The sequence below is a fragment of the Chitinophaga sp. XS-30 genome, from assembly GCF_008086345.1.
Taxonomy (GTDB): domain Bacteria; phylum Bacteroidota; class Bacteroidia; order Chitinophagales; family Chitinophagaceae; genus Chitinophaga.
Genome location: NZ_CP043006.1, coordinates 3855455 through 3876911, shown reverse-complemented (window position 1 = coordinate 3876911; position 21457 = coordinate 3855455). Strand labels below are relative to the sequence as shown.

The following is a 21457-nucleotide window of genomic DNA, read 5'->3' as shown; positions in this document are numbered from 1 at the left end:
ACGATTGGTTTTTGGGCAAATATACCACCAAAAAATATACTATCTTTGCGCGTTTAACAGCAATTTTAGTATGCTCATCGCACTGCAGGACATCACATTTGAATTTGGCGCAAGGACGATCGTGGAAGATTCGTCCTGGCACATCGTACCCGGCGACCGCGTAGGCCTGGTTGGCCTGAACGGCACCGGGAAGTCCACCCTGCTCCGTATCATCAATGGCGAATATTCTATTTCCAAAGGCAGCCTGAACAAGATCCGGAACCTCAGTATCGGCTTCTTCAACCAGGACCTCCTGAGTTTCGAGACAGATGATTCCATTCTGAACGTGGGGATGACGGCATTTGAACAGGCGCTCAAAGTGGAAAAAGAACTGGAGATCCTCACCGAAAAACTCGAACATTCCCAGGACGAAGCCCTGCTGCATGAGTACAGCGATAAATTGCACGAATTCGATACGCTGGACGGCTATAACATCCGTCACAAGACCGCAACCGTCCTGGAAGGCCTCGGCTTCAGCACAGCAGACCTGGACCGGCCGTACAACCAGTTCTCCGGGGGATGGCGCATGCGCGTATTGCTGGCCAGGATCATCCTGCAGCAACCGGATGTGCTGATGCTTGACGAACCGACGAACCACCTCGACCTCCCATCCATCGAATGGCTGGAAAAATACCTGTCCAACTACAACGGCGCCGTGATCATCGTATCGCATGACCGTTTTTTCCTGGACAGGATGGTCAACAAGGTAGTGGAGCTCTATCAGCAGCAGCTGCACCACTATGCCGGCAACTACTCTGATTTCGAAGAAGAAAAAGTGCAACGCCGCGAGTTGCAGCAACGCGCTTACGAGAACCAGCAGGATTATATCCGCCAGCAGGAAAAGTTCATTGAACGTTTCAAGGCGAAAGCCTCCAAGGCCGCGCAGGCGCAGAGTATCGCCAAGCGGCTGGACAAGCTGGAGCGCGTGGAGCAGGTAGATGGCGGCCCTTCTAAGATCCGCATGAACTTCTCGGTAGACCGGATGCCCGGCAAGATACTCAGCGCCCTGGAAGGCGTCAGCAAATCTTTCGGCAATCTTCATATTCTTAAAAACGCCAGCGCGGAGATCAACCGTGGTGACAAAATAGCGCTGATCGGCGCGAACGGCAAGGGGAAATCCACGCTCCTGCGTGTCATTGCCGGCACCGAGCCAGTTGAAGGCAACCGGGTCCCCGGCCATAATGTGGTCATGAGCTTTTACGCCCAGCACCAGCTGGAAGCGCTGCATATGGATAATGAGATACTGGAAGAGCTGAAAAGCTGCGGCAGCGGTAAAACCGAGATGGAACTGCGTTCCCTGCTCGGGTGTTTCCTCTTTCAGGGCGATGACGTGTTCAAAAAGATCAGGATACTCTCCGGTGGGGAGAAAGCCCGTGTAGCCCTGGCGAAAGTGATCATCAGCCAGGCTAACTTCCTGCTGCTGGACGAACCGACGAACCACCTGGATATGAACTCCGTGGAAATGCTCATCGATGCGCTGGGTAAATACGAAGGCAGCCTGGTGCTGGTGTCCCACGACCGTTACTTCGTGAGCCGCACCGCTAACAAGATATGGGAGATCGTAGACGGCGAGATCAAGGAGTTCAAAGGCACCTACACAGAATGGGAAGAATGGAAAAAACGCATGGCCGCCCAGTCGCAACCCCCGAAAGCGGAAAAAAAAAGCGCAGCAGCAGCCCGGCCGGCGCCCGTTAAAAACAACAACCCGATAGATAAAGACCTGAAAAAGGAACTGCAAAAGCAGCAAAGGCAATTCCAGCAACTGGAAGAGAAGATCGCGAAGCTGAAAACAGATGTGCAGCAACTGGAGGCACAACTGGGCAATCCGGAGATCTATGGCGACCGGGACCGGTTCCGTACCGCCGAGGAAGCCTATCAGCAGGCCGGTGCCACATTGGCAAAAGCGAACGAGGAATATGAAGCAGTGTTCGAGAAAGTGATGGAGCTGGAAGCAAAAGTACAGGGATAACCCCCGGAAACAACAGCGCACGCCGCAAAACCCGGCTTTGAAGGCATTTTACAGCAACCCTCCTGTATGAAAACACTTTTGGTTACATTGGCCTGTCTTTTTTTTACAGCCCTGTACGGGCAGGAAAAGCAGCCGAATGATACTGCCAGCGTCATCATCGCCAATGATACCCTGAAAGGAATTACCATTACCCATAAAGTACCCCGGACCCTGGGGATGGAACATTTTTCCCTCAAGGAAATGGAGCATATTCCCGTATTCATGGGCGAGCGGGACATTCTGAAAACGATACAGCTGCTCCCCGGCATCAAATCCGCCGGGGACGGCAACAGCGGCTTTTACGTGAGGGGTGGCAGCGCAGACCAGAACCTCATTTTGCTGGACGGCACACCGGTGTACAACGCCTCTCACCTCATGGGGTTCTTCTCCACATTCAACGGCGATGCCATCAAAGACCTGGCTTTTTATAAAAATGCTATGCCCGCACAGTACGGCGGCCGCTTGTCCGCCGTTGTAGACGCCAGCACCAATAACGGTGATGACCAGGAATACCATGTCAGCGGCGGCGCGGGACTGATCGCAGCCCGTTTGAACGTGGAAGGACCGATCGTCAAAAATAAATCGTCCTTCCTGCTTTCCGGCCGCAGAACGTATGCAGACCTGTTTACACAACTATCAAACGATTCCGCGATCCGGAACAGCAACCTGAATTTTTACGATCTGAATCTCAAAGTCAATTTCAGGGTGAACGAGCGGGACGAGCTTGATCTTTCCGCCTACACCGGGCATGATATAATGCGCATCAGCAATACTTTCGGGCTGGAATGGGGCAACAGCGTGGCATCCCTTCGCTGGCGGCATATCTTCAGCAACAAGCTGATATCATACGCATCCCTGCATTACAGCAGCTATGAAAACACCACTTCCGCCCTTCTGTCCGACCAAACGGCCTCGCTCCACTCCCGGATAAGGGACTACAGCGCGAAAGCCGAGTTACTATACACACCTGATGCGCGGAGGGAAACCCGCATCGGATGGCAAAGCACATATCATATTATGTTCCCCCTTCTGCTGGAAGGCGGTGAAGGTTCCGGGATCAACCAGCAGCAGCTATCCAAAAGATACTCGCTGGACAATACATTGTACATCAACAATACCTGGAAAGCCACCGAAAATCTGAAACTCTCTTACGGCCTCCGCGCCACGGCATTTCTTGTATTAGGGAACGGCGATTTTTATGATATCGACAGCGATGGCAAGATCACGGATACACTGCGCAGTAGTGCCGGACAGATCGTAAAGACCTATTTTAATCTGGAGCCCCGCATCGCCGCGCAATATACGCTGCATAAAACCGGATCGCTCAGCTTCGCTTTCACCCGGAACGTGCAGCATCTGCACCTGGTATCCAATGCCACGTCCGCCAATCCTACCGACAAATGGGTGGCCAGCTCCAACCTCATCAAACCGGAAATAGCCGACCAGGTGAGCGCCGGTTATTCGGAAAGCATTGCGAACGATGTTTTTGAACTGAGTGTGGAAACCTATTACAAGGCCCTGCGGAACCAGATCGATTACCGGAACGGCGCGGAGGTGTTCTCCACCGAGCCGACAGAGACCATGCTCCTGTTCGGCAAAGGCAGGGCTTATGGCATGGAATGGCTGCTGAAAAAGAAGACCGGCAGGCTGACCGGCTGGATCGGCTATACCTTGTCGCGCTCCGAACGGAAGATCGAAGGCATCAACAATAATGAATGGTATAATGCAAAACAGGACAGAACACATGAGTTCTCCGTGGTAACCTCGCTGCAGCTCTCGAAGAACTGGGTACTTTCCGCCAACTGGGTGTATCATACCGGCAATGCCGTAACCTTCCCGGCAGGCAAGTATATTGTGATGGATGACCGGCTGGTGTATTACTATACGGAACGCAATGGCTACCGCATGCCTGCCTACCACCGCCTGGACGTGGCCGCTACCGTGCAGTTGAACCGCTCCGCCCTCCACTTCGGGGTATATAACGCCTACGGCCGCGAGAACGCCTATTCCATTTATTTCCGCGAATCCCGCGAAAATCCGGATTACACGGAAGCGGTGCAGCTTACCTTGTTCCGTTTCGTGCCATCGGTCACCTACAATTTCAATTTTTAACGGCTTATGAAAAAGACCTTTCAACTCATATGCATCATCGCCGCGGCAGGACTGGCTGCCAGCTGTGAGAAAGTGATCAATGCAGGATTGCATCCGGCGGAGAAGAAATATGTGATCGAAGGCATTGTGACGAATGAAGATACCTGCAGGATACTGCTGTCCATGACTAGCAATTTTACGGACGACAACAGTTTTCGTGGTGTAAGCGGTGCGCTGGTGCAAATATCCGATAACGGCAGTGGGTCCATCACCATTCCGGAAACAAGGCCTGGCGTGTACGAAAGCCTGCTGGTGAACGGCGTCCCCGGCCATACCTACCAGCTGAAAGTGACGGTAGCAGGAGCCGTATTCACCGCTACAAGTACCATGCCTTCGCCCGTGAATTTCGATACCCTGTTCGTCAGTCGCATTAACTTGGCCGGCCGAAACCGGATTGTGGCCAATGCAGGTTATAAAGACCCTTCATCCGTCGGCAACTACTATAATTTCGTGCAGTATATCAATGGTGCGCAAAGGCCGGATATCTATGTGAACAGCGACAATCTGTCCAATGGCCGCGATGTGAACTTCGCGTTGTACTCCCCCACCGAATTACAGGAAGAAGGCGACATCAGGCCGGGAGACAGCCTGCGGGTGGAGATGCAATGCGTCGATGCTAATGTGTACAAGTTCTGGTACAGTCTGAATGCGGGCGCCAGCGGCTCCGATGTGCTGGCCACCCCATCGAACCCGGTGAGCAACATTGCGGGAGGGGCGCTGGGGTATTTCAGCGCGCATGCGGTGCAGTATCTGGGGATGAGGGTGGAGTGATTTATACAAACCAAATCATAACTCAATGTTTCGATTCTTCCGTAAATCAGGAGCCGTCAAATGTCCTATCCCCGAAGAGAACAGGCTGTGGGTGGAAGAAGCTTTTGTCTGGCTGCTAGCGGAGTTCGGTGCAGAAAAGATCAGGAGCAGGAAAGTTTTGCGCCCGGTGCCGGAGGATTTCCCTATGCAGTTCGATCAATCTGAAAAAGACGCCTATGCCCTGCTGCCGGTGATTGCCGCGCAAATGGAAACGGAACCGGGCGGCATCAGTCTTGGTTTCTATGATCAAACGCTGGTAGAGTTTCCCACAGGCAACGGCAGGATGTTTTCGCAGCAAACACCCGGAGAACAATATTCAGCAGGAACTTTCCAGGCAGGTAAAAAAAATGGAAAATACCTGATATCGATAGAAGCCGCGCAGTTAAAATCGGCAGAAAACCTTGTCGCCACGCTGGCGCATGAAATTGCGCATATCAAACTGTTAGGGGAAGACAGGATAAAAGAAAACGATGAACATCTTACAGATCTTGTTCCGGTAATCTTTGGATTGGGAATATTCAATGCCAATTCTTCTTTTAACTTTTATGCCGGCCACGATAGCTGGGGATACAGCAAGCAGGGCTATCTCAGCCAGCAGGAATGGGGATATGCGCTGGCGCTGTTCGCCTACTTCCGGAATGAAGGAGAGAAACCGGAGTGGGCGGATTATCTGGTGCCGAATATCAGGTCGGATTTCAGGAAGGCGATGGCATATATTTCTGGTAATAAAGATAAAATCCTGTTGAAATAAATATCAGGAAGGGATCAGATGGTAGGGAATAATGCCGGTTCTCGTCATGATAACAAGTATCAGGACAATCAACATACTGATCAGATATCCTAAACTCCATTCCGTTTTCCGATTATGCTTTATGAAAAGGACTATGAGAACAATCAGGTGCAGTAGTATTCCGGGAATATAAACCAAGCGCTCATAACGATAATAATCGGCAGCCCCCATGCCAAATAAAAAAGCAGACAAAAGGGAAAAATACTGTATTGCAATAAAAAGAATGACGTTAAACAGCCCTAGCAACGCCGGGCGCATATAATTCATACCTTACTTAATAATTTCAGTACTATTTTATACAATACATAACAAAATAATACCCCTGCAACCAGATCAAACAGCACTATAAACACCCTTTCTCCCGCCCCGTCAGGAGTAAGTACCCGATGTAGGGAATACGGGATCAGGTTGAAAATAACAGGATGGAACAACACCAAGCTCAGAAACAACACCAATATCCCCAACGCGATCAGCAACGAAATAAGCTTTATTTTCACAGTATGAACACCATATTTGTAAGCTAATTTAAAAGTTTATGAATTCAAAATTCAGTATGGCCAGATTGACGACTGAACCCCGGATCGTTACGTCCCTGGCAGATCTCCTGATCGAAACAGTGGCAAATGGCGGCTCCGTGAGTTTCATGCATCCGCTCAGCGTTGAAATGGCGACCGCTTTCTGGGAGTCCTCATTAGCGGCGGCCGATTGCGGCAAACGTGTCATATTGGGTGTGTTTGATGAGAACCTGCTGATCGGAACAGTTACCCTGCTGCTGGACAGCCCTCCCAATCAGCCGCACCGCGCCGAGATCGCCAAGCTGATGACGCGTACCAGTCATAGAAGACAAGGCGTTGGCCGAGCCTTGATGCAGGCAGCCGAGCGCCTAGCGATTGACTGCTGCCGTACACTCCTGACGCTTGATACCGCGGAGGAAGATGGGGCTGCCGGGCTGTATGAAGAATTGGGATTTCAGAAGGCCGGGGTTATCCCGGATTTCGCGCTGAAGCCACGGGGCGGGCTTACCGGGACGATCATTTACTGGAAGCGGATTGAAAAGTGAATCTCCGGCAGCCATTACGAGCTTCACCAAAGAGGATAACGCTCTAACAATAACTAACAATTATATGGTGGCAATTTTATTTTATATCATTGTCAAATTTTATAAATTTTTCTCCTATTGAATAATCTAACTCCAAACTGTCAATAATCGTATGAGACAGTAATCCTTTTTGATACAATCTATTTTCAAATGAATACTGATTGAGCAACTCTAAAAGTCTCATTAAAGATGTTCTATCTTGTTCAGAAGTGTATGTTGTCGCTAAACTAACTTTTATTAGATTTATTAAATCAGCTTTTCTTTCATCAAATATTTCTCTATTCATTTTACTTAATTAGGTTATTCAAATTATTAATGTACATCTGGTAGCTCCCTCCACCATATATTCCTCCTTGAGAAGCCGCTCGACCAAAGATGTAAGTACTCCCTGGTGCAATCTGAAATTGAGATATTCCAGACATACTATTCCAACTTGGCGGAAGTGCTAAGCCTGCTCTATTGGTATAGTTTGTAAAAGTAGGAAATAGATACCTTCCACTTTGATTTGCAGCGCCACCATAAAACCTCAATCCAAACGTTGCATTATCAGCAGTACGTAAAGAGATTGTACCTACTTCAAAACTTTCCAGAATTTGTTTCCGATAAGCTCTTGGCACTCCTTGTGCTTGAAGGTAATTAGAGGCAGCCCGCACACCATCGTAAGCACCTGCTCCCCCCCCCATATTGGACACCGTAGAAAGCCCTCCAAATATCGCAGCCCCTTCAATAAATGCAAATGTAGCATTTAACACCGCTCCTTTCTTGTCTCCATACTTCGTTGCCGCCAAGGCTCTTACTGTTGAGCCCAATACCGGTGTCATCCCGATCATCATTTCAGACATCCCGAGAAAGAGCTTCGTCCCCACTCCTTTTTCTGCCATTGCCTTGGCAACGGAGTTCCCACTTGTTTTATCTGAAATATAAGGTGCAATTCCCGTCATCACATCTTTCCTCATCGCATCTTCCCGTTGCCGACTCAACATATAAGATAATCCCGCGGGTGTACTTAGCTGCCATTGCCTGAATTCCGCTCGTTGCCCCCAACCTTGCATGGTTACTTTCAATACATTTAACGCCGGATAGTGTGTGTTTCCGTCCACATCTACATTTGCAACTGGATTATTACCACAGTATAAATAGGGAGATAAATTTGGATAATTTCCGTTCTTTGCGTCTACAACATGCCAGCGGGCGACTTGCGGGTCATACATTCTTGCTCCATAATCATACCACTCCAAGCCCGAACCGTCCATAAACTCTCTAGCCTGTAATTCCTTCCCATTGTACTTTATATTATTCTCGGGATATGTAGGAGCTGTAATGGCCTTCGAACTGATTTCCTTCATTGTTAGCCCGAACGGATAATAATGCGTCTCTTCATTTACCCCCCCTGTGCTCATGACAACAGTCAAGTCGTCAAAATAAACATCTTGCTGACTTTCATTGCTTGTATAAACATACAAATAGCCGTTGCGCGTAACTGGCATTTTATTCTTAACAAGGTATTGCAATTCGTCAGGAGCAGATTGTATTTGCTTCACACCACTGTTTTCTTCCACCAGATTCATCTGCTCATCAAACAGAATATAATTCAGATAAGCCTTGGGCTTGTCAGAAAGACCGTTATCAGATCGATCCTCCTTCAAACGCTGATAGGAACCAGAGGTGAAACTTTGATTAAATGGTGTGCTGACCCTTGCACCGCCTATCTTTGCACCACCGGATTCGATCCTTCCAAAAGCCTGCAACAATGGGCTTAACATATCCACTGCCGGATCCGGAGTTCGCTTCCGAACCGGCTCTTCCGATTTGAAAAAAGCGTTCACCTTTACACTAACAGTGTCTCCACACATTACTTTCAGCACCAGGGAAGGGCCAATCCGTTTATCCGGATATTTGGCATTCAATCTGGCTACATGTTGATTACTGGAATCTAGAGCAGGGTAGCCAGAAGGCCGGACAACCCTCGAAGCCTCAATATTGCGGAACAATCTATTCTCGAGTTCAGCTGAAGGAGGCTCCATGGATGCGTTGTAGGTACTGATGTCGGTCTGCTCCGAATAAACGATCCTGACATTGCCCAGGTGGTCTTTGATGAAGTAGTCATAATAGTAGGCAATCGGCAACGCAGGCTTCTGAATAACCCTTATCCGTCCTTCGCTATGTGATATATACTTCAGCACATTATCTTCGTAAACCAATCCTCCTATGTAGTCAAACTTTCGCTCCACCGGAGCCGTGCCAGTACTATCAATAACCCGTTTCTCTATTTTAGTGCCGGCTGCATCATATTTATAGTAGATCATCCCCTTTCCTGCAACAGAAATTGATATGGGTAAGTCCAGTTCATTATATACTATTGATGTGATCCCCTTATTCTCATCAATCTTAAGGTTCCCGTTTTCATCGTAAATATAGTCTACAGGCTGACCAGTCGTAGTCTCTTTGAAATCTCCCAAGGTTGAATTCGGATCATTGCTGGCATCGGTAACATACAGCAATTGATTAGAATTGGTATAATACCGGTATGACAATACATCAATATCGGTTGAAACTCCCCCCTTCATCCCTTTACGAACGATCTCCAACAAGTTGCCATTCAGATTATACTTAATTCTTCCATTGTTACTGACTGGGCCCAAAACTGAATAGTTCATTGTTGTTTGAAGCCAGTTACTACCCCCATCCTTTTGTGTAAAATCCGCTTTGGTCAAGCGGCCCGTTGGGTCATATTCATATCCGTAAGATCTGGCTGGGCCATCTCCTCTCCAAATAACTCCGGCAATTTCACCGGTAAACTGGTTCTCCGTGTAGCCATAATCATAAAATAACTCTTCCCCAAATGATCCCGTGCCTGCTCCGTATATGTAATCCTTGTTAATGCTCTTTAACTGACCACCAATACTATAATCATAAGTCATATCCCTTAAGCCTCCCAAATTTTTAGTCTTCAACTCACCGGTCTCATAATATGTGTTGCTAGCAAGAATGCGCTCAAGAGCATTATCGTCATTCAACTTCATAATAGAAGTCATCAACCGGCCCGCATGATCATAGTTATAGATATTTAAAACCCTTGTCTCCGGGGTTGCAGCGTTACCTGGTTTCGTATGACGCTGGTAAGAACTTATCAACTTATTATTAAAATCATAGAGATTTGTCACTGTTTCAACTCCCCCTGCTGCGTTATCACTAACTGCCTGAATGATCCTCCCTTTTTCATCATAGTAGTTAGTTGTATATAACCATTGGTTGGTTCCCAACACCCTTACACCTGTTCCGGTCAAATACCCGGAAACCGCGCTCGTCTTGACAATATCATCTTTATGAATATTATCCCCTTGTTGGGGTTTTGAAATATCACCAGCCTGATAAGGCTTATTTCCTCCCCATGAATAGTGATCGTAGTAGTAATACGTCAATGGAGTAACATCTGCTGATGGTAAAGTAGGTACAGGGTTATAAATTGTTGTCTGAACAGTACCTACCGCGCCGGGATCCACAATTGCTTCAAACTCGTCCCCATCCACAGAGGTAAACCCATCTTCGAAAACGATACTTCCCGTGGCTTTATACAATGGAATACTTGCATTCCGGAGAGGTAAAACAAGGTCGACCGGTAATGGAGGCCCATAATTAAAAGTCATCTGACCCGCAGCGGGCAGCAAATCTATTTCGTTCTGCAACTGCTCTCTCGTCTTTATTGAGTTATACAAACCTTCCATTACAACCCGGTTCAACTGGTCGTAATTGGTCACTCTCCAGCGACCAGCAACCTTATCTCTCCCGTTACGCTTAAATACAATCCGGTCACGGTTATCATATACCATTTCTACCGCCTGCGTTCCTGGCGCTTTCTCCCAAATCCGCCTCCCCAGTTTGTCATACTTAAAGTTAAAGCATAGATTGTACAGCACATCAGGGTTGGCCAATATGGCCTTATTCCAAAATTGAGGAACAACTCCCAAAATGGAAACAGCTTGGGGCGGGAATATAAAACGTAAAAGTCCGAAATCATCGTACACATAATAAGTAGACAACCAACCATTGTAATCAACTCCGCCGGTAGTCAACTCTTCCTTTTCGAGTATGAGTTTCCCTTCCAAATCCCTGTACACGACACTTTTCTTCCCATGTGCATCCGTTGCATATGTTTTCGTTAGAGTATTTGCGGGATAAAACCCTCCCGCATTTGGCACACCGACCTCGCCATTGTCATTCATACCCCATTTTACGATATCTTCCTCGGCTGTATTCAGTGTATACGTTGTCGAAGTCCCTCTATTGCTGCCTGTCCAGCTATTACCAACGGGCATCTCCTTTATAGCTCTGTTCAACGGAGACTGTTCATAAACATTCTCGGCATAATAGACTTTTTCTCCCGTAAACCGGTTGTCGTTCAAAGAAGGTGTATTATAAAAGGCATACTGCTCAGTAAATGGTGCAGTTCTGAAAGCTCCAGTATATTGGGTTGAGGGATAAGGAAGATACATATAATGCTCCTTTCCATCCGTTTCAAACTTCTTTGCATGTACAATATCATTCCCCCCTGGAGTAATTCCTCTTTTGACAAGCTGAACCTCTCTACCCATTCTATCATAATAGGATGTCTCCTGCCTGATCTGAGCATTCGTCTTAGCTTCCATGGATGCTTCGCTAGTGTCTGTAAAAGGCACCAGCGGACTCCAGGTTCTAACATAGTTAAGATTAATGTTCGTATAGGCTCCGGGAGTAGGCTCCAGTGTTCGTGTTGGTTGAGGAACAACGTTTATATTGTATGGCTTGATTTGCGCATGAACAACATTTCCGATCACAAGAGAAAACAAGAATGCAAGAAATCTGGACATATATAATGTTTTTTACCAGTTCAGTAAAGCTTTTATTATGGAAGGGGACAATTGCAGGCATCCTTATAATCATATCGGGTCAATACATTCCTGTACCTGTCTCTTACAACTTTCAACCGTCTGAACACATCGTAGTCGTAATACATTAATTCGTTATTGGGGCCACATTTTGAAGATAACCCCACCAAGGGATAGTGCGTATAAGTAGTCATAGCTGCATCTGCAGGAAAAACCCGAACATCATCAATTGGATATGACTCTGTTAGCACCAAGTTATCGGTCGTATAATTTGTCTCAATGTATTCCCATTTATTATTTACCCGACGGTTGTAGGATAGCTTATAGCTGCGTTGATTGGGGCGCACAAAATTAATCTGGTAGGAAAGTACGGGATAATAAAAGGCTCCTGTATGAGCTCCCCCGGCACCTGCACTTTGATGATGGCTTTCAAAGTTCTCATAAAATACTTCAGATTTTACGGCATTCGTAATCTCTGCTTTCAATAAGCTATATGGACCGTAGATATAGGTTTTCACCACCCCATCATTTGATCGCTCAGACTCTACAAAACCGGTAGATAAATCATAGGCATACAGCATTTCCTGTCGGAATGGTGAACCATTCAGGGAGAATTGTTTTCCGGTAAGAAGCGTTTTGGGTTCCTGCTGTACCCCTGTTATAATTCCATAGCTATAGTGATGGATTTCTTTGTTTCCACCATATGAGATTTTCTCCTCTCTTATCGGGATGACCTGATTTAACATGTTTCCACAAGCAGCATATTCTCCGGAAGCAAGTTCGTTAATTTCATCTCTGTTTGCCGGATAGTAATATTTCTGTGAATAATTCAAGCCCTTTGATGTATTATGGATAACTTCTCTTAAAAGTGTCCCATCAGGGCTGTATGAATAACTCTTTTCTGCAGTCAAAAAGGCTGATGGATTCTCCATACTATACGTCCGTTCGGTTTCTTTAACCATCCTGAAGATATCCCTAACGTGATAATAAACTGTCTGATACCAGCGTTGACCGCCAACCCAGGTAAACTCCAAGGTTATACTTACGCCACGGGCCTTGCGTTGTTCCGCAGCTAACGACTGGTATTCGTAAATTGTTTCCTGCACCGTATTTCCTGCTGCATTAACAAGAGACTTATTATACAATAATCCTCTTTTATACGCATAGGATGTTGGATAACCAAACTGCCTGAAATTATCAATTGAATAAGTAGTTCCCAAAGAAGCATTACTTATAGAAAAATCATCAGGGTAATCTGAAAAATTGTGATAACGATAGATTTCCGAGCCTCCATCGGGATTGATAACTTTAACCCTTGAATACCCCAAAGCAACACCGGTAAGGTCAAACTGATTAAATAAAACAGTGTTGTAAACACCTTCTCCTGAAACCGTGCAATTACTGGGGAATATAAAATTTGTCGTTACCTTGCTATATTTGAAGTTCCTCAGGAAATGCTGCCCGGAAGACTTTCCGTCCTCCGTTGTATATTGAAATTGTTTAAGAAAAGCCTTTCCTTCATTATCGATCTCGCTGATAGACTTCACTCTCAGTCCGCCAGCGTAACGATTCATCTGAAGGGCATCGTCAAAGTACATGTTTAATTCATATTCAAATAAAGTCTTCCCTCCAATACCATACTCTATTTCTGACAGGGAAAATTGTTTGGTCTTTTCCAAGTCAGGCTCTTTGTTAGCTTCTGGTGGATATGGCGTGGCGGCAGTATTATTGTTATGATACCCCCAGTGATCAAAAGACCCGCTGTTTCTTGCAGGAAACGTGATAAGCGGGTTATTGTAGTACTTGAATCCATACAATTTCATTGATGCACTCAAATCATACCCTATTATATATATATCTTTCAACGACAACCTGTTAAGATCACTATTTGAACTGGGTGTTCGTATATAGTCATGTCTTAGTAGAATTCGCTTCAAAAGCGAATTTCCTCCATAGAGATCCATACTTACCAATCTGTAAGCACTGGTTAGGTCGAGCCTGTCAGCAGTGTAATTAAAGATAATTTTACCTTGTTTGCCAATGACCTGATACAGATATTTAGGGGCCTTGTAAGTAACCGGATTACTATTTTCCACAATCGTAGGAGGTGGCGCAGATCCACAGGAGTTTGTATAGTTAATCTTGACTTTTGCGTACCTGTAAGTCGTAATATCCGAACCAGCGATATAAAGGAAAGTTATCTCGTCAGTCTTATTGAAGCTTTGCATAGAGTTAAGATACCAAGCAGAGATATAGGGAGTAGCTCCATCCACGGTCTCTCTGGAACCGGTGCTATTTCCAAATATGAACGTAGTTCCTCTTTCATCTACGACCTGCCAATGTATATTCACAAAATCATCAGGCCCATTTGGTCGCAGCATCGTTACGGTCATCTTTGTTGGTTGCGTGAATACAGGTATCTTATTTTCATCGAAAACAAATGAAGCAGATTCGTATGGAGTGGTAAGTATGAAAAGGTCTGGTTCTCCGTCCCACTCTCCGTTTGCGATCTTTGTTGCTCTTGTTGCGGGTGTATGGGCTTCCGAATTGATCTCTGCGCCAGTATTGTTTTTCCCGATATATCCATTGGCAAATTCATCTGGTATACCTCTTACAATCCTGATAATGGACCCACCCGCCTGTAAGCTCCAATTCATGCCAACAAAAGATGCGTAGTCATGCAGCTTTATTCCCGAGGCTTTGTAAGATAAGCTGACAGGAACAGACAAACCCGCAGATTCCAGCGTATAGAGTGGGAGATTAACCTGCGGCTGGCCTTTATAAAAATCAACATTGACATTTTGATTAAGGGCATTGGCCAGATTATTTGGTGATGGCAACGACACCATTACTTTATCTTCATGCTGTCCAAACACCGGCGTAAAAGCCAAAATTACCAGCAGCAAAATTCCTGAGCATCGCTTCAAGGTGCTAAAAATGATTAATTCCTTTGTAGAGTTTGAGGAACTATAGGCATAGAGAGCATTAATGTACATAGGCTAACTTTAAACAGTTCGCAATATAAAATAAAAAGTCAAGGGGGCAAGGAAATTTCGTTCCAAATCCCCCCAAGCAAAGAAGCCGTCCAACCGGACGGCTTCTATTTTTCATTGGGCTGAAACCGGAAGGATGAAGGGCCTCCCACGTCCTCCATCCAGTGCTGCCATAGCCCGCGCAGCTCCTGCCAATCCCCACAACGCTCTCCCGCGTGTCGCCGGTGACACATGATGCGCTGATATTCTTTCCCTTTGGCAGGTTCGACAGCGCGCCGCCGGGAAATATATTCAACGCAGTAAGTTTTTGTTTCTATGATGCTAACTGGAGATAGTGAAGCGGTATTCTCATAACGCCGTGGGTTCAGATGTCGCGCAAAAATAACTTCCCTTTGCCTATAAAAGTAGCACGATTATCCCTTTTTTATAGTTATTTCCGATTTTATATACAAGATATTGATAATAAACTGATTGCAAGCCAATTTACCAGAATTTCCACCAGGACCGGTTCCCGCGCAATGTCAGCGATTCTATCTCTCCGGGGCCTCCTTCCGGCCGCCGCGCATAGTCGATCGCTGTCAGGATATAATGATAAAGATCCTTCTCCCGCCCTTCCTGCACCCGCCGGATCACCCGCATCCCGGGCTGCAGCTGCCAACCGTTGCGGGCCACCACCCGGAAACGCATATACCAGTCCCGGCCTTCCGGATCTATCACCAATTCCGATGCCTCCGTGGCCCGCAGCACCACCTCCGCCAGATATCCCGCTACACCTGTCAGGATCAATCCCTGCTGCTTCGCAAAACTGCTTTCCGGATTGCGGAGCTTCCCTTCCGCAAACGCTTCATCAAACATCCGGTCCAGCTGCCTGACGCTGGCTGGACTGTAATCCAGTTTTATATTGGCATTGGCACTGTTTTGCCGGAGAAATTCTATGGCGTACAGCAATTCGCTGTGCCGTGACGTTGTTGTGCTCATTGAAGTGAAAAAATACAAAAAACTGATAACTTTATAGGAACCAGTCCAAATCGCTATGGAAGCATTTCCGCATATACGGATCATCCTCGGCATGATCCTCAGCCTCAGTCTTGCCACCCTGTTGAAAGCCGCTGTAAAATTCATACAGCATCCGCATCGTGTAAAACCATACTGGATACATCTCCTGTACGCTTTCTTCATCTTCCTGGAACTGCTGCTCTTCTGGTGGTGGGAACGGAAACTTGCGGGCATTCTGCACTGGACCTTTCCGGCATATTTCTTCACCGTCTGCTATATCCTCACCTTCTACGGCCTCGCCTCCCTGCTCTTCCCGGATGATATCAAGGATTACAAGGGTTATGAAGACTATTTCTTCTCCCGCCGCAAATGGTTCTTCGGGCTGCTGGCCATCACCAATTTACTGGACGTGGCGGACACCCTGCTGAAAGGACTGGAGTATTTCTATTCCTTAAGCTATCCTTATTATCTGGCTGTAAACGGGATAGACATTGCCTTGTGCATTGCAGGCATGCGCAGCAGCAGCCGGGCCTTTCACGGGTTCCTCATCATCTGGTTCATCCTGTTCAAACTGATCGATATCGGGAGGATATATTTTTACTGGTGAGCCAGGTGCACCCCTATCTTGATCACCACCTTCCTGACCCGGTCCGGCGCGACGGGATGGAGATTGGGCATATGCAGGTCTGAAGGAAAAAAGATCGCAAACATCCCTTCCTCAAAAGCTGTGAAGAACGACGGCCTTTCACCGAAGAGCATATAATCGGCGGCTTCGTCATATGGTCTGGATGGCGTTTGGCCGTTCAGGATGGCATGCCCCATCTGTTCTTTCCCTTTTACGATATATTGCACGTCGATGTATTTTTTGTGCGATTCCATCTGTTCGCCGGAAGGGTCCACCGTATCGTATTCATTCACAATAGCAAAAATATCTGTCCCGTCAATTGCATACTTTCCTTTTTCCAGTGCGGAGAAATCGGTTTGGCGTAGATAGCCGAAGGCTTTGATGAATGCGGGTCCCAGGCAATGGTAGCGGTTCGCGTTAGCAAGTGTATCGATGATCATACATGAATTTAACAACAAGATAATGAGAAAATCGAATTAGCACGAAATTCTGTCTTATTTTCATGAACACAATTTAACCCGTATATCCGAACCCGTTTTCCACATCTCTAAACAAATAAAACACTATGAAAAGAACAACCCTTCTTTGTTTTGCGGCCATCGCATTATTGGCTGCATGCCGCAAGAATGTGCAGGAAAATGCACCGGTTTTAATCGATGAAAAACAATCCGCCCCGGAAATGATGGCCAGCGCCGCGCTGAACAGCTGGATGACGGACCTGCCGGACAACGTTAGCCTCGCGCAGCTTTCTATTCCGGGTACCCACGATGCAGGCGCGCGTTTTGAGCCGATATCCGGCACTGCCAAATGCCAGAACCTTACCATCGCCCAGCAACTGGATGCCGGCATCCGCTTCCTGGATGTCCGCTGCCGCCACATCGACAATGCCTTTACCATCCATCACGGCGCCATTTACCAGAACCTCAACTTCCAGGATGTGCTGAATGCCTGCACTGCTTTCCTCAACGCCCACCCGGGCGAAACCATCGTGATGTGCGTAAAGGAAGAGCACAATCCGGAAAATGTCAGCAGAACTTTTGAACAGACGTTCGACAGTTATGTGCAGCAGAACCCGGGCAGATGGCGCCTCGCCGCTTCCGTGCCAACCCTCGGCGATGCACGGGGCAAGATCGTGCTCCTCAGAAGGTTCGGTGCTTCTTCCACTCCCAAAGGTATTGCTGCCACCAGCTGGGCGGACAATACCACGTTCAGCATCAACACTCCGGATGCCAACCTCCGCGTGCAGGACCAGTATGTTGTGCCGGACAATAACGCGAAGTGGAACCGCATCACCGACCTTTTCACCGAAGCCAACGGCAGCTCCAGCAACACATTGTATATCAATTTCACCAGCGGTTACCGTTCGCTGATCTTCGGTATTCCGAGCATTACAACGGTGTCCAATAACATCAACCCGCGTATTACCACTTACTTTACCAGCAATACTTCCGGCCACTACGGCATTATTCCCATGGATTTTGCGGATGCCGGGAAGGCACAGCTGATCGTGGATACGAATTTTTAGGGCCCGGCGCGCAAACGTTCCGGCCGGATAAAGAGGAATGCACTGCCTGAACATAGCCAGACCGGAGACGGATTGCACCCTCACACAAAGAGCCTGTATCAACAAGGCGATACAGGCTCTTTGCCTATCGGGATGATCTGCGTTATTTATTTGAACTCCAGCCAGTCCAGCGTAAAAATATGCTGATCAGGCTGCTGGTCTTTCCGGAACACAAAGTAAAGATCGTGCTTGCCACCGGGGTCTTTCACCGGGACAGTCACTTCCTTCCAGCTGTTCCAGTCCCCTGTAGCCTTGTATTCCAGGGTACTGATCACCGGGCCGTCTTTACGGTCCGCATGCACTTCCAGCACCGCATCCCGGTTCAGGGAAGAATACCGGTAGGTAATGCTGCTGATGCCTTTCAGGTCTATCTGCCGGAACATGAAGAATGATTTGTTGTGAATGGAGCCGAGGTGTTGCGATGCGCGCCCGATGTTACGGATGGAATCCGCATCTTCTGCCTGTACGCGCTGAGCACGTAATACCAGCACATCGCCAGCGCTGAGCGGAACAGTGCTGCCGCCGCCATCGGTGTATGTTGCGGAAAGCACATAGCGGCCGTTGGCGCCTTTGGACAGATGATCTTTCAGCGTAAGGCTTCCCTCCTGCGGCAGGCTTGCAGAGGCCTGCTGTTCACCGGTGGAGAGGATATATCTGGCTATTTCCGCGGCATCTTCCTTCGGCATTTGCGGATGGGCGGCCATGGAATGCTCTCCCCATACGCCGCCGCCACCTTTGATGATCTTGTCCGCCAGGTAAGCCACGGCATTCTTATCACCTTTATACCGTTTGGCCACTTCCACGAAAGCAGGGCCTACGGAGGGTTTGTCCAGCTGATGACAAGCCTTGCAATCGCTGGCTTCCATCATCAGTTTGCCTGCGCTTTGCGGCACTACGGTGACCTGCTGATGCCCCAACTGCGACTGGCCTTTTACTTCCGGCACGTATTGCAAGGCAACCATCAGGCGGTCTTTGCTGATCTCCCCGTCTTCCTTGTCTGTCACCGCAACGCTGTACTGCAGCGGAGACCGGTCGGAGAAGAAAGTGCTGTTGCCCGGCGTGCTGATCTTCACCTGCGGAAGCGTATTGCCAACATTGATGGTGATGGTATCCATATCGGAAGCTCCTGCAGGATCGGTTACTTTCAGCACCACCTTATGCAGACCGTTGGCGGAGAAAGTATGAACAGGACTGGCTTCGCGGGATGAAACTTTATCACCCTCAAAATACCATTCGTATGTCAATTGATCGTCTTCATCAAAATCATAACTGGCGCTGCTGCTCAGGCTGACCTTCAGCGGAGCGGTGCCAACGGTATCGCTGCTGGTGATCTTTGCTACCGGCACGCGGTTGCCGCCGTTATAGGTGATCTTCACCAGGCGGGCATCCACATTATCAATACCGTAAACGGAGCCGTATTCCAGCATATACATATCGCCATCCGGACCGATGGCCATGTCTATCGGCCGGCGGAAATCACCGTTGGAAGACATGAAGGGCTCCATCCGGCGGTAGTTGTACTGTTCATCCAGCCGCACGGCAAACACCCAGTTGCGCATCCAGTCGTAGATGAACAGGGCATTGTCGTAGTATTCCGGCAATTTGGTGTCAGATTGCAGGGACTTGTTGAAATGATAAACAGGCCCGGCCATGGCAGAGCGGCCGCCCGCGCCTATTTCGGGAAACTCGGCGGACAGGTCGTAAGGGTACCAGATCATCGCTTTTTGCGCCGGGGGCAGATCCTTCAGGCCGGTATTATAGGGCGAAGGGTTTTTCAATGCGGCCGGATCGAAAAGCGGTCCCAGCTTTTTGGTGGCAAAATCATATGCATGGTACGCCTTGTTGTCCCCAACGAGGTAAGGCCAGCCATAATTGCCGGGTTTGCGCGCCTGGTTGATCTCGTCATACCCACGCGGCCCCTGGTCTCCATCCTCTCCGGCATCCGGACCAATCTCCCCCCAGTACAGGATACCCGTAGCCTGGTCCACCGAAATGCGATAAGGATTGCGGCAGCCCATGGCATAGATCTCCGGGCGGGTGCCGGTGGTACCTTCCGGGAAGAGGTTGCCGGCCGGAATGGTATAGCTGCCGTCTGCCTCCGGGTGAATGCGCAGCACTTTGCCGCGAAGGTCGTTCGTGTTGCCGGCGGACCTTTGCCCATCGAAAGTAATGCGGCCGGGAATCGTATCGATGGGCGCATAACCGTTGGAGGCAAAGGGCACTGTATTATCCCCGGTAGAAATGAACAGGTTGCCGTTCGCATCCCATTCCAGCGAACCGCCGGTGTGGGCGCTGACTTCCAGCTCGATGGGGATTTTGATCAGCACCTTTTCGGAGCTGAGGTCAAGAGAGTCTTTCCCCGCCAGTCTGAAGCGGGACACGTACTGCTCCGCCGGCTGTTTCGCCGGTGTATAAAAGACATAGACGTAGTTGTTCTTTTCGAACTGCGGATCGATAGTGAGACCCAGCAGGCCGTTACCGAACCCTTCTTTCGTATCCGGCATTACCGGGAACGTATATACGACTTTAGTCTCGCCGCTTGCCGGATCGTACCGGAAGAATTTGCCGCTGCGCTCAATAAAATACACGCTCCCGTCCGGCGCCACGGCCAGTTCCATCGGTTCGTTCAGGTCGTTGGAGAGGATCGTTTTGGTAAAACGGTTATCCTCCGGTGTTTTCACCGCGTATGCCTTTGTGTAGTCCAGCGGCTGGCCGTCTCCCATGGCATATTGGATGCCGCCGAGAATATGCTGCAGGAAAAGCGGTTCGGCATAACTCTCATCGGTGTGGCCACCGCCGGTATAAAAAGCCCTTCCGCCATCGTATTCGTGATACCAGGCAATCGGGTGGTTATCACCGTTATCCCCGCCATCATAGGTATTTTCATCCAGCGTAGCCAGTACCTTGATGCCGCCGTGAATACTGCGGTAATTATACCATTCATCGGTACGTTCCCAGCGCTCCGGCAGGCCTTTCATGGCGATAAATGAAGTGTCTTTTACCATGATGGTGGCCTTGCGCACATTCGGGTCCTGCGGATGGCTTTTGAAATAGGCGCCGACCAGTTTATTGTACCAGGGCCAGCCATACTCCGTGTCCGCTGCGGCGTGAATGCCCACAAAACCGCCGCCGGCCTGGATGTACCGTTCAAAGGCCACCTGCTGGTCGCCGTTAAGCACATTGCCGGTGGTGTTCAGGAATACTACGGCCCGGTATCTTTTGAGTTTGCTTTCGGTAAATACAGATGCATCATCTGTGGTATCTACCCGGAAGCCGTTGGCTTTCCCCAGTTCGGAGAGGGCTGCTGCGCCGGCCCGGATAGAGCTGTGATGCCAGCCTTTGGTTTTGGTAAAAACAAGGATGCGGGGTGTGCTGTCTGAGCAGGCCTGCAAAATGAAAACTGACAATACGGCCAGTACGGTGAGAAACTTGAAGCGCTTGAGCATAAGGTCCACTGGTATTTTTGATTGAAGGCATCAAAAATAATAGAATAACCGGGGGTTTTTATAGCCTATTT

14 protein-coding genes are annotated in these 21457 nt (G+C 48.3%); 7 read left to right on the top strand and 7 right to left on the bottom strand.

Translation table 11 applies throughout. From position 1 onward, the window contains the following. Nucleotides 1–70: 70 nt before the first annotated feature. The 4 genes from FW415_RS15780 (at nucleotide 71) to FW415_RS15765 (ending at nucleotide 5759) form a co-directional block, all read left to right on the top strand. The gene (locus tag FW415_RS15780; protein ID WP_148386911.1) at nucleotides 71–2008 is read left to right on the top strand and encodes an ABC-F family ATP-binding cassette domain-containing protein; all 1938 of its coding nucleotides are present in this window, start codon (nucleotides 71–73) and stop codon (nucleotides 2006–2008) included. Between the two features lie 66 nt (nucleotides 2009–2074). Beyond that, nucleotides 2075–4159 carry a TonB-dependent siderophore receptor gene (locus FW415_RS15775; protein WP_148386908.1) on the top strand — a complete coding sequence of 695 codons (2085 nt, stop codon included), beginning with the start codon at nucleotides 2075–2077 and terminating at the stop codon, nucleotides 4157–4159. A 6-nt stretch (nucleotides 4160–4165) separates the two neighbouring features. Beyond that, nucleotides 4166–4969, top strand: a complete 804-nt coding sequence (locus FW415_RS15770; protein ID WP_148386904.1) for a DUF4249 domain-containing protein — start codon at nucleotides 4166–4168, stop codon at nucleotides 4967–4969. Nucleotides 4970–4994: 25 nt separating this feature from the next. Continuing rightward, nucleotides 4995–5759, top strand: coding sequence for a hypothetical protein (locus FW415_RS15765; RefSeq protein ID WP_148386901.1), 765 nt, complete (start codon nucleotides 4995–4997; stop codon nucleotides 5757–5759). A gap of 3 nt (nucleotides 5760–5762) precedes the next feature. Here FW415_RS15765 and FW415_RS15760 read toward each other — a convergent pair whose 3' ends face one another. Next, the gene (locus FW415_RS15760) at nucleotides 5763–6065 is read right to left on the bottom strand and encodes a hypothetical protein (protein ID WP_148386898.1); all 303 of its coding nucleotides are present in this window, start codon (nucleotides 6063–6065) and stop codon (nucleotides 5763–5765) included. A gap of 268 nt (nucleotides 6066–6333) precedes the next feature. On the opposite strand from FW415_RS15760, the gene FW415_RS15755 reads away from it, so the two are divergent. Next, nucleotides 6334–6858: an N-acetyltransferase gene (locus FW415_RS15755; RefSeq protein WP_148386894.1), complete on the top strand. Its 525-nt coding sequence runs from the start codon at nucleotides 6334–6336 to the stop codon at nucleotides 6856–6858. 76 nt (nucleotides 6859–6934) lie between these two features. Here the strand turns inward: FW415_RS15755 and FW415_RS15750 are convergent, their stop codons facing one another. The 4 genes from FW415_RS15750 to FW415_RS15735 form a co-directional block, all read right to left on the bottom strand. Further along, entirely contained in the window at nucleotides 6935–7183 is a 249-nt protein-coding gene (locus FW415_RS15750) for a hypothetical protein (protein WP_148386891.1), read from the bottom strand. A gap of 1 nt (nucleotide 7184) precedes the next feature. Next, a complete protein-coding gene (locus FW415_RS25165; RefSeq protein WP_210420711.1) occupies nucleotides 7185–11744 on the bottom strand; it encodes a DUF6443 domain-containing protein in 4560 nt (1519 codons plus the stop codon). A gap of 35 nt (nucleotides 11745–11779) precedes the next feature. Next, a complete protein-coding gene (locus FW415_RS15740; protein WP_148386887.1) occupies nucleotides 11780–14758 on the bottom strand; it encodes a hypothetical protein in 2979 nt (992 codons plus the stop codon). 480 nt (nucleotides 14759–15238) lie between these two features. Continuing rightward, nucleotides 15239–15733, bottom strand: coding sequence for a hypothetical protein (locus tag FW415_RS15735; RefSeq protein ID WP_148386883.1), 495 nt, complete (start codon nucleotides 15731–15733; stop codon nucleotides 15239–15241). Nucleotides 15734–15788: 55 nt separating this feature from the next. Between FW415_RS15735 and FW415_RS15730 the strand changes: the two genes are divergently transcribed. Next, nucleotides 15789–16358, top strand: a complete 570-nt coding sequence (locus FW415_RS15730; RefSeq protein ID WP_148386879.1) for a hypothetical protein — start codon at nucleotides 15789–15791, stop codon at nucleotides 16356–16358. Here the strand turns inward: FW415_RS15730 and FW415_RS15725 are convergent. Continuing rightward, entirely contained in the window at nucleotides 16349–16816 is a 468-nt protein-coding gene (locus FW415_RS15725) for a YhcH/YjgK/YiaL family protein (RefSeq protein WP_148386875.1), read from the bottom strand. The genes FW415_RS15730 and FW415_RS15725 overlap by 10 nt on opposite strands. Nucleotides 16817–16941: 125 nt before the next feature. On the opposite strand from FW415_RS15725, the gene FW415_RS15720 reads away from it, so the two are divergent. Next, nucleotides 16942–17901: a phosphatidylinositol-specific phospholipase C gene (locus tag FW415_RS15720; protein ID WP_148386871.1), complete on the top strand. Its 960-nt coding sequence runs from the start codon at nucleotides 16942–16944 to the stop codon at nucleotides 17899–17901. 146 nt (nucleotides 17902–18047) lie between these two features. On the opposite strand, the gene FW415_RS15715 is transcribed toward FW415_RS15720, so the two are convergent. After that, nucleotides 18048–21386 carry a ThuA domain-containing protein gene (locus FW415_RS15715; protein ID WP_148386867.1) on the bottom strand — a complete coding sequence of 1113 codons (3339 nt, stop codon included), beginning with the start codon at nucleotides 21384–21386 and terminating at the stop codon, nucleotides 18048–18050. Nucleotides 21387–21457: the final 71 nt, after the last annotated feature.